Annotated in this window: 11 protein-coding genes; 6 read left to right on the top strand and 5 right to left on the bottom strand. The window is 70.4% G+C overall.

Annotation, left to right across the window (positions count from 1 at the left end):
• Nucleotides 1–54: 54 nt before the first annotated feature.
• Nucleotides 55–1,134 carry a fimbrial protein gene (locus tag BM43_RS08630; RefSeq protein ID WP_230676419.1) on the top strand — a complete coding sequence of 360 codons (1,080 nt, stop codon included), beginning with the start codon at nt 55–57 and terminating at the stop codon, nt 1,132–1,134.
• Here the strand turns inward: BM43_RS08630 and BM43_RS08625 are convergent.
• On the bottom strand, nt 1,115–2,326 hold the full coding sequence (locus tag BM43_RS08625; RefSeq protein ID WP_036055865.1) for a Bcr/CflA family efflux MFS transporter: 1,212 nt from the start codon (nt 2,324–2,326) through the stop codon (nt 1,115–1,117). The genes BM43_RS08630 and BM43_RS08625 overlap by 20 nt on opposite strands.
• A 201-nt stretch (nt 2,327–2,527) precedes the next feature.
• On the opposite strand from BM43_RS08625, the gene BM43_RS37470 reads away from it, so the two are divergent.
• The 5 genes from BM43_RS37470 to BM43_RS08600 all read left to right on the top strand — a co-directional run bounded on the left by BM43_RS37470 (nt 2,528) and on the right by BM43_RS08600 (nt 11,673).
• On the top strand, nt 2,528–3,379 hold the full coding sequence (locus BM43_RS37470) for an AraC family transcriptional regulator (protein ID WP_052409158.1): 852 nt from the start codon (nt 2,528–2,530) through the stop codon (nt 3,377–3,379).
• A gap of 542 nt (nt 3,380–3,921) precedes the next feature.
• The gene (locus BM43_RS08615) at nt 3,922–9,030 is read left to right on the top strand and encodes a trifunctional serine/threonine-protein kinase/ATP-binding protein/sensor histidine kinase (protein WP_036055866.1); all 5,109 of its coding nucleotides are present in this window, start codon (nt 3,922–3,924) and stop codon (nt 9,028–9,030) included.
• 184 nt (nt 9,031–9,214) lie between these two features.
• Complete coding sequence (locus BM43_RS08610) at nt 9,215–9,883, top strand: response regulator transcription factor (RefSeq protein WP_036055868.1); 669 nt, start codon at nt 9,215–9,217, stop codon at nt 9,881–9,883.
• A 190-nt stretch (nt 9,884–10,073) separates the two neighbouring features.
• Nucleotides 10,074–10,469 carry a response regulator transcription factor gene (locus BM43_RS08605; protein WP_036055869.1) on the top strand — a complete coding sequence of 132 codons (396 nt, stop codon included), beginning with the start codon at nt 10,074–10,076 and terminating at the stop codon, nt 10,467–10,469.
• 124 nt (nt 10,470–10,593) lie between these two features.
• Entirely contained in the window at nt 10,594–11,673 is a 1,080-nt protein-coding gene (locus BM43_RS08600) for a sensor histidine kinase (protein ID WP_036055870.1), read from the top strand.
• Nucleotides 11,674–11,871: 198 nt separating this feature from the next.
• Here BM43_RS08600 and BM43_RS08595 read toward each other — a convergent pair whose 3' ends face one another.
• The 4 genes from BM43_RS08595 to BM43_RS08580 all read right to left on the bottom strand — a co-directional run bounded on the left by BM43_RS08595 (nt 11,872) and on the right by BM43_RS08580 (nt 13,067).
• Entirely contained in the window at nt 11,872–12,159 is a 288-nt protein-coding gene (locus BM43_RS08595) for a hypothetical protein (RefSeq protein ID WP_036055871.1), read from the bottom strand.
• A 56-nt stretch (nt 12,160–12,215) separates the two neighbouring features.
• Complete coding sequence (locus BM43_RS08590) at nt 12,216–12,449, bottom strand: DUF4148 domain-containing protein (RefSeq protein WP_025097897.1); 234 nt, start codon at nt 12,447–12,449, stop codon at nt 12,216–12,218.
• A 75-nt stretch (nt 12,450–12,524) separates the two neighbouring features.
• A complete protein-coding gene (locus BM43_RS08585; RefSeq protein WP_036055872.1) occupies nt 12,525–12,758 on the bottom strand; it encodes a DUF4148 domain-containing protein in 234 nt (77 codons plus the stop codon).
• Between the two features lie 75 nt (nt 12,759–12,833).
• Nucleotides 12,834–13,067 (bottom strand): DUF4148 domain-containing protein, encoded by a 234-nt coding sequence (locus BM43_RS08580; RefSeq protein ID WP_036055873.1) that lies wholly within the window; start codon nt 13,065–13,067, stop codon nt 12,834–12,836.
• Between the last annotated feature and the right edge of the window lie 203 nt (nt 13,068–13,270).

Raw genomic sequence — 13,270 nt, 5'->3', positions numbered from 1 at the left:
GCGGGTTTCGACGAATACGGAGGTATCGCGAGCATGTCGGATTGGATACGGCGATTGGGCCATCTTCATCGCCACGGCGCTTCGGCGGCGTGGCGGCTCGCGGCGCGCTGCGCGGCCCTGCTGGTCCTCGCGCTGTCCTCGCACGCGGCCTGGGCGACCGCCAGTTGCTCAAGCACGGCGCAGACCTTCACGGTGTCGATGCCGTCCTCGATCACGGTGCCGCGCGATGCGGCGGTCGGCACGGTGTTGACGACCTGGGTGTCCACCTCGATGACCAATAATTATTTCAACTGCCAGGTCAATGGAAGCGGGGCGACGGGTACCGGCTTCGAGCCCTTGTCCCTGACCAAGGCCGGGATGAACGTGACCAGTCCTCACGGCAGCTATACGGTCTGGAACACCAATGTGCCCGGCGTCGGCATCGCGATCGGCGTGCGCGTCTTTGTGAACGGCTGCGGCTGGCTCGGCTTCGCCGACCTCGGCGTGCCCTCGTCGTTCTTCCCCAGCCCGTGGGTGGGCCAGGCCTGCAGCGGCACGGGCAACTCGCTGACCAATGGCGGCCAGGCCGAGATGGCGCTGGTCAAGACCGGGCCGATCACGGCCGGTACCGTCAATGGCGGCGTGCTGTTCGAGGCCGCCGCGGCCGTCTCGCAGGGCGGCGGCTACACCATGCAGACCGGGCGCAAGTCCTTCTCGCTGACGCAAACCGTCATCAACGTGGCGGCCTGCACCACGCCGAACGTGACGGTCGACATGGGCTCGTACAAGCAGTCGGCCTTCACCGGGGTGGGCTCGACCACGCCGGCGGTGGCCTTCAAGGTGGGCGTCAATGCCTGCCCGGCCGGCCTGAATTCCATCCAGTACCAGTTCATCCCCGTCAACGCGGTGCTCGACAGCACCAACGGCGTGCTGGCCCTGTCGAGCGACTCGACCGCCAGCGGCATCGGCCTGCAACTGAAGGACAGCAGCGGCAAGGCGCTCAAGTACAACAGCCAATACACGCTGACGAGCTACAGCAGCGCGACGGGCGGCACCTACACGATTCCGCTTACCGCCAACTACTACCAGACCTCGGCCAGCGTGACGCCCGGCAGCGCGAACGCGGTGCTGACCTTCACGATGACGTATCAGTGATCGCGCGGCGATAGACCCACAGCGCCGCCATGGCCAGCAGCAGGCAGGCGCCGATCATGATCGACAGGCTGCGCGCCTGGGGCAGCACTTCGTTGAGCCGCGACATGCGGCCGACCATCAGGGCCGTGACCGCCGCCTGGGAGAAACCGAGCAAGGCCGAACTGGTGCCGCGCAGCGTCGGGAACTGCGCCATGGCGCGTGCCACGCCGATCGTCAACAGGGTGCCGTTGGCGGCCACCAGCAGCGCGGCGGCCAGCAGCAGCCCGGCCGCGCCGAGCGGCCGGCCCGCGACGCCCCAGCCCGCCAGCAGCACGGCGCCGGCCGCGAACAGCGCCGTGCCGGCGGTGACGATGGCGCGATCGCCGGCGCGCGGCGCGAGCCGCCGGCCGACGGCGCTTCCCAGCACGAAGCCCGCGGTGACGGGCAGGTAGGCGTAACTGATCGCGCGAGGCGTGTAGCCGAGCGCGAGCAGCAGCAGCGGCGCCTGGAACAGGTACAGGAAGTAGGCCGCATAGGCCGCGCAGGCCAGCGCGCAGAACGACACGAAGCGCCGCGAACGCGCCAGCGCGAGCCACGAACTCATCCATTGCCGTGCCGCTCCGCCAGCGGGCGCGGGGCGATGCGTTTCCGGCACGAAGCCCCAGGTCAGCAAGAAGGCAAGCGCGCCGACGCCGGCCAGCGCCGCGAAGATCGCGCGCCAGCCCGCCAGCGCCGCGATCCACTCGCCGACGATCGGCGCCAGCGCGGGCGACACCACCATCACCGGCACCACCACCGAGATCGCGCGCGTCGCCGCTTCGAGCGGCAGCGCGTCGAACGCGATGCTGCGCCACAGCGCGACCGGAATCCCTGAGGCCAGGCCCTGCGCGAAGCGGCAGGCCGACAGCGTGGCGAGATCGTGCGCGCCGGCCATGGCGAGGCTGGTCGCGGCGTGCAGGGCCAGGGCGGCGAGCAGCGGCCGGCGGCGCCCATGACGATCGGACAGCGGCCCGCAGACCAGCAGCGACAGGGCGAGGCCGGCGAAGTAACTGTCGAACAGCCGCTGGGTGGCGGCCACCGGCACCGCCAGGGCGCTCGCGATGGCCGGCAGCGCGGGCAGGAACAGGTCCGAGGACAGCATCGGCAGGAAGGCGACCAGGGTAAGGCAGGCGGTCAGCCGGGCGGGGCGATCGGCGAGCGAAATCTCGGGCATGGCAAAGGGCGGGGCCGCGAACGGGAAGTGCGCAGTCTAGGCGGGTGCGCCGCGCACGGCTGGCAGGCGATGCGCGAATGCTGGCAGGAAATGCGCATCGCCCCGCGCGGTGCTTTTTTTCGCGGCGGCGGGGCATGAACCCCGGTGCTAGAATCCGCGCGAACCGCCGCGCCGTCGTCGGCGGTCGTTCAGGGAGCGCGCATGCGGGAATACGATGCGAACCTGGTGTCGAGGTCGGTCACGCGACTGGGCGGCACCAGCATCGAACTGGTCCGGCGCCGCATCGAGGCGGGCGCGCCGGCCAGGCTCCACGTCGCGCACGAGCGGCACGCGATCTACGCCGAAATGAGCCGCGGTTTCGAGTGCGAGCGGCAAGTGGCCGGCGCCGCGCGCGAGCGCTTCGTCAGCGAGCCGGGGCTGGTCTCGTTCCGGCCGGCGGGCTCCGAGGTGCGCGGCAGCACGATCGGCGAGGGCATCGTCAGCTACGGCCTGGTGCTGATCGATCCGCGCCAGGATTGGCTGGACGACTTGCAAGGCGCGCTGCGCCCGCTCACGGCGCTGCGCCATGCGCGCCTCGCGGCCGAGCTGGCATCGATGTTCGAGGCCTGCGCGGCCGGCGAAGCCGCCGGCGCCACGCCGTTCGCGGCCCTGCATGCACAAGGGCGCAGCCTCGCGCTGCTGGCCCTGCTGGCCGACCAGGGCGGCACGGCACCCGCCGTCGATCGCGTCGATGCGCGGCTGGCTGCGGTCACTGCCTGGATCGACGCCCATCTCACGCAGGAATTCTCGCTGGCCGAACTGGCCGAGGTCGCTCATCTCAGCGTCTCGCAACTGGTGCGCCAGTTCCGCCGCCGGCTCGGCATCACGCCGATGCGCCATGTCTCGAACGCGCGCCTGAAGGAGGCGCAGCGGCTGCTCGCGCAGACCCGCTGGCCGGTCGCGCGGATCGCGGCGCATCTCGGTTATACCGACGCCAGCCATTTCACCAGCCGCTTTCGCGCCAACACCGGCGCCACGCCCGCCGCCTGGCGTCGCCGCTTGCACGGCCGCTAAGGCGAGCGCCGGCGCTCGTCCCGCGGCGTCGATGCGACGTCCGACATCCATGTCGCGCTCGGCGGGGGCGCAGCCCGGCTGCGCCGATCCGCTGCAGATGCAATAAAAACTCATCGAAGCAATATTCGACCGGACTGTGGGCTAAACCACTCGAGGCGCTGAACGGGAGAGCACCTGATTTGCGTTTCAAAGAACTGAAGATATTTCATATGCAGCGAGAAGATTGCGCATATGAATCAAAAAGGCCTGAAACCGGTTCACTTCGTTGCCATGAAAACTCAATGCTGGCAAGGGTTTTCGTTGATGTGGCGAACTCTCGGCAAGTGCCGCTCGACTCGCCAATATCCAGACCATTCCGTCGCGCGCGAGCTTCCGCAGGGCATAAGCTTATTCGTTGTATGTGCAATCTAATTGCCTCGCGAATTGTTAATAAAAGTGAGGAAATAATGCCGGTCCGCCGCTATAATCCGTTCGGACTGCTGGACTTCAATAACCGCCCTTGACATCGCCGCGACGTCAGTCGTCATGTTCCGATTCGTCCCATGATTGATCTTTTCAGACGAAGCTTCATCGAGCTCAGCGTCGGCCTGCCACGCATGGAGCGCGCCCAGGCGCCCGGCGAGCCGCCCTTGCTGGTGGCGGGCCGGGGCAGCGCGACGCCGGCCGCGGTGGCCGCGCTGCAGCGCGAGTTCGCCTTGCGCGACGTGCTCGACGAAGCCTGGAGCGCGGTGCCGCAGGCGCTGATGCCTTATGGCGACGGCGTGCTGTTGGTGCTGGCCGATCGCGGCGGCGAACCCCTGCCGCGCGGCGGCATGGGCGGCGAGGCGCTGCCCGCGTTCTTCGCGCTGGCGCGCGGCATGGTGGCGGCGGTCGGCGAGATGCACGGCGCCGGCCTGATCCATCGCGCGCTCGGTCCCAAGCGTTTTCTCGCCGATCGCGAGGGGCGCGTCTACCTGACCGGCTTCGGCTTCGCGGTGCGCGGCGGCGCGACCCAGGCTGGCCAGGGGCAGCGGGGCAACCCGCTCGGCGCCGGCCGCTGGGCCGACGACGAACTCGAATGGGACGACGAGAGCTTCGTCTACATGGCGCCCGAGCTCGGCGCGCGGATGAACGTGCGCGTCGACGCGCGCGCCGATCTCTATTCGCTCGGCTGCGTGCTCTACGAACTGCTGAGCGGCGTGCCGCCGTTCGAGGCCGGCGACACCGCCACGCGCATCCACGCCCACGCCACGCGCCGGCCCCGGCCGCTGCCCGAGGTGGCGGCAGGCATTCCGCGGCAACTGTCACGCATCGTCTTGAAGCTGCTGGAGAAGGCGCCCGAGCAGCGCTACGCGAACGCGGCGGGCCTGCTCGACGATCTGTGTCGCTGCGAGGAACTCTATCGGCGCGACGGCCGCATCGATCCGTTCGCGCTCGATACGCGCGCGGCGATGCGCTCGCTGCGCCACAGCGAGGTGGTGGTCGGCCGCGAGCGGGAGATCCATGCGCTGCTGTCCCTGCATCGCACCGTGGCCGAGAGCGGCCGCGCGCGCGTCGCCTGGATCTCGGGCCAGTCGGGCATCGGCAAGTCCACCCTGCTGCACGAGGTGGTCTCGCGCATCCAGCGCGAGGGCGCGCCGCTGCTGGCGCGCGGCAAGAGCGAGGAGGGGCGGCGCGGCACGCCCTACGCGATCCTGATCCAGGCGCTGGAGCCGCTGCTGCAGTACGTGCTGGCCTGTCCCGACGAGACCTTCGCCAGTTGGCGCCAGCGCGTGCGAGAGGCCACCACGCCGGTCGGCCGCACGCTGTCCGACTTCCTGCCCACGCTGGCCACCGTGCTCGGCCCGCAGCCGGAGCCGGTCGCGCCGCCCGATGCGCAGCCGGCGCTCGAACGCGAGCGCGTGCTGCAGGGCATGGCGCGGCTGCTGGCCTGCTTCGCCGCGCCGGACCGGCCGCTGGTGCTGCTGCTCGACGACCTGCAATGGACCGATGTCGGTAGCCTGCAAGTGCTCGAACGCGTGCTGCTGCAGCATGCCGATGCTGCGATCACAGTCATCGGCGCCTTCCGCGGCAACGAGATCGACGATGCCCATGCGCTGCAGGCCTTGTTGCGCTCGCAACGGATTGCCTCGCTGCCGATCGCGCTGGGCCCGCTCGACGCGGCGGCGCTGCACGACCTGGTGGCCAGCGCGCTGAGCGGCGACGCGGCCGCGCTCGAACCGCTGGTGGCCGAGATCGACCGCAAGTCCGGGCGCAATCCCTTCTTCGCGCGCCACCTGCTGCGCGTGCTGGCCGACGACGGCCTGCTCGACTACGACCACGACGCCGCCACCTGGCGCTGGAATCTCGATCACATCGCCCGCCATCGCGGCATCGACGACATGTTCGAGCTGCTGGTGCACAAGCTGGAGCAATTGCCGCCGGCCGCGCAGAGGCTGTCGCGGCTGCTGGCCTGCCTGGGGGACCGCGCCTCGATCGAGCGGCTGTCGATCGCCGCGGGGCTGACGCCGTTCGAGGTGGTGCGCGACCTGCAGCCGGCGCTGGAGGCCGGCACCATCCTCAGCGACGGCGACGACTACGCGTTCGGCCACGACAGCATGCGCGAATCGGCCTATGCCTCGATTCCCGAAGGCGAGCGCGCCGCGCTGCACCTGCTGGTGGCGCGCCGGCTGCTCGGGCACCCGGGCGCGCAGGCCGACGTGTTCGCGATGGCAACCCAGGTCAACCTGGCGCGCGAGGCGGTCGACGCGCGGCGCGAGCGGGCCGCCTTCGCCGCGCTCAATCTCGACGCGGGGCGGCGCGCCAAGGCCGCCACCGCGCATCACTCGGCGCTGGTGTATTTCCGCGCCGCGCTCGACTTCATCGGCGAGGACGACGGCGAGCAGATGGGCCTGGATGCGCGCCTGCTGTGCGGCGAGGCCGAATTCATGACGGGCGCGCTGGAGGCGGCCGAGGCGCGGCTCGCGGCGCTCGAGGCGGTGGCCGGCGACGGCATCTTCGGCGCCGACCTGGCGCGCCTGCGCGCAGCGCTCTACACCACGCTGGGCCGCTACGACCTGGCGATGGGCACCGGCCTGGCCTTCCTGCGCCGCGCCGGCATCGAGATCCCGATGCAGCCCGAGGTGGCCGAGGTCGATCGCGAATACGCGCGGCTGCGCGGCTGGCTCGACGAGCACGGCATGGAGGGCCTGCGCGCGCTGCCGGTGGCCGCCGACCCGCTGCGTCGCGCGCTGATGGACATCCTCGCCGACCTGATCCCGCCGGCGATGTACACCGACCAGAACCTGGTCGACCTGATGGTGATGCGCACCGCGACGCTGTCGATCGCCTACGGCCAGTCCGATGCCTCGGCGAACGCCTATACCTGCATGAACCTGGTGTTCGGCGCGCGCTATGGCGACTATTCCTACACGCTCGACTTCGGCCGGCTGGCGCTGTACCTGGTCGACGAGCTGGGCCTGAAGCGCTACCAGGCGCGCGTCTACATGGTGTTCGGCTGCTTCGTGGTGCCCTGGACGCTGCCGGCGCGCTCGGCGCGCGACTACGCGCGGCGCGCCTACACGGTCGCGCTCGAATCGGGCGACCACACCTTCGCGAACTACTGCAGTCCGAACGAAGCGACCGGCATGATCTTCGGCGGCGAGTATCTCGACGACATCCGCGAGACGGTGCGGCGCGGGCTGGTGCTGGCGCGCGATTCGAACTTCCTGCTGGTGATCAACCAGTTGCTCGCGCAATCGAACCTGCTGGCGCGCCTGCAGGACGACCCGGCCGAGCGGCGCGAGCCGCCGCCGCCGGTGCCGGTGGAGGGCGCGCCGGTCACCCTGGTGGACGTGGCCTACTGGGTCTATCGCCTGCAGCTTGGCGTGATGTTCGGCGACGCGGGGGACGCGCTCGAGGCGCGGCGCCGCGCCGAGGCCTGCGTGTGGTTCGGCCGCTCGTTCGCCGAGAGCGGCGACCTGGCCTATTACGGCGCGCTGGCGCTGATCGCGCTGCGCAGCCGCGATGCCGCCCAGGACGCGGCCCTGCAACGGCATATCGACCAGCTCGCGCTTTGGGCCAATGCCTGCCCGGCGAACTTCGTGGCGCGTCGCGACCTGGTGCACGCGGAATGGCTGCGCACCCGCGATCGCGCCGCCGAAGCCGGCGCCGCCTATGCCGCCGCGGTGGCCCACGCGCGGCGTCACGGCTTCACCCAGGTCGAGGCGCTGGCCGCCGAGCTGGCGGGGCGCTTCTACAGCGCGCGCGGCGAGGAAGTGCCGGCGGCCGCCTATCTGCGTCATGCGCGCGGTGCCTGGCAGCGCTGGGGCGCGATGGCCAAGGTCCGGCAGTTGCAGGCCGATCATCCGGCGGTGTTCGAGTCCGATGCGCGCGCCTCGGCCGCCAGCCGGCTGTTCGAGCTCGACGTGCAGGCGGTGCTGCGGATCTCGAACGCGCTGGCCAGCGATATCGTGCCGTCGCGGCTGGTCGAGACGGTGCTGCGCACCGCGCTGGAGAATTCCGGCGCCGGGTATTGCGTGCTCGCGCTGCTGCGCGCCGAGGGTTGGCGCGTGCCGGCGCAGGCCTACGTGCAGGACGGCGAGATCACGGTCACGCAGCAGGGGGCGGGGTTCAGCGCCGAGGTGCTGCCGGTGTCGCTGGTGCAGGCGGTGGCGCGCAAGCAGGACGGCCTGCTGATCGACGACATGCGCGACGCGCCGGCCTTCGAGGAAGACGAGTACGTGCGCCGCTACCGGCCGCGCTCGGTGCTGTGCGTGCCGCTGATGCGGCATGCCACCCTGGTGGGCGTGCTCTACCTGGAGAACAAGCTCGCCGCCAAGGTGTTCACTGCCGCCAAGGCGGCGGTGCTGGAAGTGATCGCGAGCCAGGCCGCGTTCGCGCTGGAGAACGCGCGGCTCTACGAGGAGCTGGTCGAGCAATATGGCCAGCGCGCGCGGGCCGAGGAACAGTTGCGCAATGCGCTGGCCGAACTCGAACGCGCCAGCCGCCTGAAGGCGATGGGCGAGCTGGTGGCCTCGATCGTGCACGAGGTCGGGCAGCCGATCGCGGCGGTCGACACCTCGGCGAGCGCCGCGTTGCGCTGGCTGAACCGCGAGCCGCCCGATATCGACGAGACGCGCGAGATGCTGCGCTACATCAGCCTCAGCGCGACCCGCGCCAAGACCATCATCCAGGCGCTGCGCGCCAAGGCCCGCAAGGCCGAGCCGCAGTTCACCGCGGTCGACCTGGGCGAGGCGCTGCGCGAGGCCGCCACCCTGGTGGCGGGGCAGCTCGATGCGCTGGAGGTGGCGCTCGAGCTGCGCGGGCTGGAGGCCGGCGTGCAGGTGCAGGGCGACCGGATCCAGCTCCAGCAGGTGGTGATCAACCTGCTGACCAACGGCGCCGAGGCGATGGCCGGGCAGGCGGCGGGCGATCGCCGGCTGGTGCTGTCCTGCGACGAGGAGCCGGGCGGCTGGGCGCGCGTGAGCGTCGACGACCACGGCTGCGGCATCGATCCCGGCATCGCCGGCCGCCTGCTCGAACCGCTGTTCACCACCAAGGACAACGGCATGGGCATGGGTCTCGCGATCTCGCACTCGATCGTCGAGGCGCATGGCGGCTCGCTGACGCTGACGCGGCGCGCCGAGGCCGGCACCCGCGCCAGCTTCGCGCTGCCGCTGCTCGCGCCATGAACCGCCGGCCGCGCCGCTCGATCGACGCGATCGATGTGAGCGACGTAACCGACACGATCGATACGCCGCGCTCGATTGGCCGGGCCTGCCGCATCGGCCGTCCCGTCGCCTGCCGCCGCGGCGGCGCCCCCGAACCCAGGCCGCCCGCGCGGCGGCCGCCTTCACGGGCCATGCCCTGACCACGATGTCCTATTCCCGTCCCCCCGAAAGCGATCCCGCCTTGCGCCGCGATGCCCGCATCGTCTACGTCGTCGACGACGACGAGCTGGTGCGCGGCGCGCTGGCCGGCCTGCTGCGCTCGATCGACCTGGAGGTGCGCGCCTACGGCTCGATCGAGGAGTTCGTCGCCGCGCCGCGCCACGGCGGCCCGGCCTGCCTGGTGCTCGACGTTCGCCTGAAGGGGCAGAGCGGCCTGGCCTTCCAGCGCACCCTGATGGACGACGGCGGCCCGCACATGCCGATCATCTTCATGACCGCCTATGGCGACATCCCGATGACGGTCAAGGCGATGAAGGCCGGTGCGATGGATTTCCTCGCCAAGCCGTTCCGCGACCAGGACATGATCGACGCGGTGATCAGCGCGCTGGAGCGCGACGCGGCGCGCCTGGCCACCGACCGCCAGCTCGGCGAGGCGCGTGCCTGCTGGGAGTCGCTGACGCCGCGCGAGCGCGAGGTGCTGCGGCACGTGGCCGATGGGCTGATGAACAAGCAGATCGCCGCCAGCATGGGGATCGCCGAGATCACCGCGAAGATCCATCGCGGCCAGGCCATGCGCAAGATGAACTCGCGCTCGGTGGCCGAGCTGGTGCGCAAGATGGAAGCGCTCGGCATCGAGCGGCTGGCGCCGCGCTAGCGGGCCCGGCGCCGCCGCCGCGTCGCGAAAATGCCTGCCCGGCGCGGCTTCCGGCCCGCCACGCGGGCGCGCGGCGGGGCCACCCTATACTTCGATATGATGGTTGGCGCCCCCCGCGCCGCGGTACTCTAGTCCCCGGACGATGGTCGGATGAGCCGCCTCGTTCACCAGGTCATGAGCGAGATTTCTTTTGTCCGTAGACGCCAACCAGCTCGTATCCATCGTCGACGACGATCCGTTCGTGCGTGCCGCCACCAGCAGCCTGGTGCGTTCGTTCGGCTGGAATGCGCGCGTGTTCGCGACCGCGGACGAATTCCTCGCATCGGATACGCTCGCGGCCACCGGCTGCCTGGTCTGCGACGTGCAGATGCCCGGCACCGACGGCGTCGAGCTGCTCTCGCTGCTCGAAGCGCGTGGCATCCTGATCCCCACCGTCTTCATCACCGCGTTCGCCTCGGGCCGCACGCTCGAGCGCGCCAACGCGAGCCGCGCGCTGTGCGTGATCGACAAGCCGATCGACGCCTCGGAGCTGGAGTCGTGGATCGGCCGCGCGCTCGGCCTGTGGCCCGCGCCGCCCGCGACCTGAACCTGCGCATCGCCCGATAAACCTTGGTAGGGGGTGGACGCCCTCTCGTCTGATAGCGCGCCTCCCGGCGGCCATGGTGTCATGTGCACCGTGCCTTCGATCCGATCGAGACGGGAGAACCGGAATGAACAGGACCCTGACCTTGCTGCGTAGCAACGCCCTCGAGTTGTCCGCGCGTCCCCGCGCGCTTGCCGCCATGCCGCTTTTGCGATTGCGCCGGCTGACCCGCAGCGTCGCCTATCGCGGCCATCGCCATGCGGCGCTGGTGCGGATCGGCTTCATGTGCGCCACGCTGGCCGTCAACGGCGCGATGGCGCTGAGCATGCAGCGGCCCTATGCGCACCTGCTGATGATGACGCTGATGATCGTGCCCGGCACCGGCTTCGCGCTGCTGGCCGCCCACGCGCTGGCGCGCCTGCGCGGCCAGCGCCGGCGCATCGCGCGGCTCGCCGCGGCGCTGGAACGGCAGTGCCGCGAGGGCACGCGCGCGGCCTTGCCGCCCGACGGCGGCGCGGCGCTCGACCGGCTGATCGAGGCGATCAACGGCACTGGCCGGCAGGCGGCCGAGCGCGAGGCCGAGCTGCTGGTGGTGCAGGCCGCCTATGCGCACGACCTGCGCACGCCGCTCACGCGCATCGGCCTGCGCAGCGAGATGCTCGACGACACGGCGATGCGCGACGCGATGGCCGGCGATCTCGCCGAGATGAACGAACTGGTGGAGGCCAGCCTGGCCTGCGCGCGGACCCAGTCGGGCGGGCTCGAATCGCCGCGCCGGGTCGACGCGGATCGCATGTTCGATACGCTGGTCGACAATTATCACGACGCGGGGCGCGTGGTCGAACTGGATGGCCGGGTCGGCCGGCCGATCGTCACCTGCCCGCATGCGCTGCGCCGCGTGCTGATGAACCTGATCGACAATGCGCTGCGCTACGGCACCGACGTGCGCCTGCGCGTGCGCGTGGAGGCCCAGCACCTGGTGCTCGCGGTGCTCGATTCGGGGCCCGGCATCGCGCCTTCGCAACTGGCGGCGGTGTTCGAACCTTGGTATCGCGCGCCGGAATCAGCCGCGAAGGCGAAGGGTTCGGGCCTGGGCCTGGCGATCGCGCGCCGGCTGGTGAAGGCGATGCGCGGCGATCTTCAACTGCGCAATCGTCGGGGCGGCGGGCTCGAGGCCACCTTGCGGCTGCCGCTGGTGATCGCCTGAGGATCGCCTGAGGATCGCGAGGCGGCGGCGTCGAAGCGATTCGACTGCATCTCTAGAGCGGCAGGTACCGCTTGATTGCCTGCCTGCCGGCGGCGTCGCGGGGTTCCGCGCCGGCCGCCGTGTTGCTCGATGACAAAAGGCATGGCGTTTCGCGTGCTGCCTGGCGAAGCGACATCCCGGGACGGAGATCCGAGTCCGTCAGTGATGCGCATACAGCGAGGCCGTGTCGACCGGCGCGAGACGCGCGCCCGATTCCGCGCCGGCATGGCCTTCGGCGCCATACGAGGTCTTCGCGACATCGGCCTGGTCCATCATCCATTGCGCCGCTTCGGCGTGGAGCGTCTGCGCGCTCTGCCCGCGCTGCGATGCCGGTGCGCCGGCGAGCGGGTCGTAGTGCGGGGCCGGGCCGTAGCCGCTGGCGAAGGCGGCCGGGGCCGCGGCGATACCGGCGGCGACGACCGCCGCGATCAGGTAGGGCTTGAACATGATGCTTTACCTCGAGTCGATGAGTGTGGGAGTGGACGGTCGCTGGTTCGTGGCGTTCAGCTGCCGCGATAGAGGTCCTGCAGGGCGGCGAGCTGGCCGTCCTTCTGCGCCTCGACCAACTGGGCGCGGACTTCGGCACGCGTGAGCGGATGGTTCATGGCGCGGGCGACCTGCGTTTGCACGCTGTCCTGGGCCGGGGCCGATTGGGCGGGCATCGCGGCGAAGGCGCTGGCTGCCGTGGCGGACAGGGCGGCGACGGCGAGCGACAGGACGAGTTTCGAGGCTTTCATGGTGTTCTCCAGTTTCAGTGAGTGTTCGGCAGTGCTTGGGTGAAGGTCGGGTGATGCTGCGTGACTGCGCGCGGATCAGCTGCCGCGATAGAGGTCCTGCAGGGCGGCGAGCTGGCCGTCCTTCTGCGCCTCGACCAACTGGGCGCGGACTTCGGCACGCGTGAGCGGATGGTTCATGGCGCGGGCGACCTGCGTTTGCACCGTGTCCTGGGCCGGAGCCGATTGGGCGGGCATCGCGGCGAAGGCGCTGGCTGCCGTGGCGGACAGGGCGGCGACGGCGAGCGACAGGGCGAGTTTCGAGGCTTTCATGGTGTTCTCCAGTTTCAGTGAGTGTTCGTTCGTGCTTGAGGGAATGTCGGGTGGTGCTGCGTGGCTGCGTGAGGATCAGCTGCCGCGATAGAGGTTCTGCAGGGCGGCGAGCTGGCCGTCCTTCTGCGCTTCGATCAACTGGGCGCGGACTTCGGCGCGTGTGAGCGGTGCGTTCATCGCGCGGGACACTTGCGTCTGCACGGTGTCCTGGGCCGGGGCCGATTGGGCGGGCACCGAGGCGAAGGCCGAGGAAGCGGCGGCGAACGAGGCGGCGAGGGCAAACGACAGGGCGATCTTCGAGACTTTCATGGTGTTCTCCTGGAACGGTTCAGTGGTCGGTGGTGCGTCGGGGTTTCGCGTCGTCCGGTCGTTGCCGGCCGGGTGACTGGCCGGCTTGCGTTTGCGTCCGGCGTGAAAGCATTACAACCGGCGCACGTATCTCGTGTGTTTCGTCGAACCGGGTTTGTTGCAAGCACATGTATCGGATACGCGGGCGGATACGTTGCGACACA

It is taken from the genome of Burkholderia gladioli, from assembly GCF_000959725.1.
In the GTDB taxonomy this organism is placed as follows: domain Bacteria; phylum Pseudomonadota; class Gammaproteobacteria; order Burkholderiales; family Burkholderiaceae; genus Burkholderia; species Burkholderia gladioli.
Note: the sequence above shows the minus strand (reverse complement) of the source record. Positions and strands in the feature narration are given on the sequence as shown.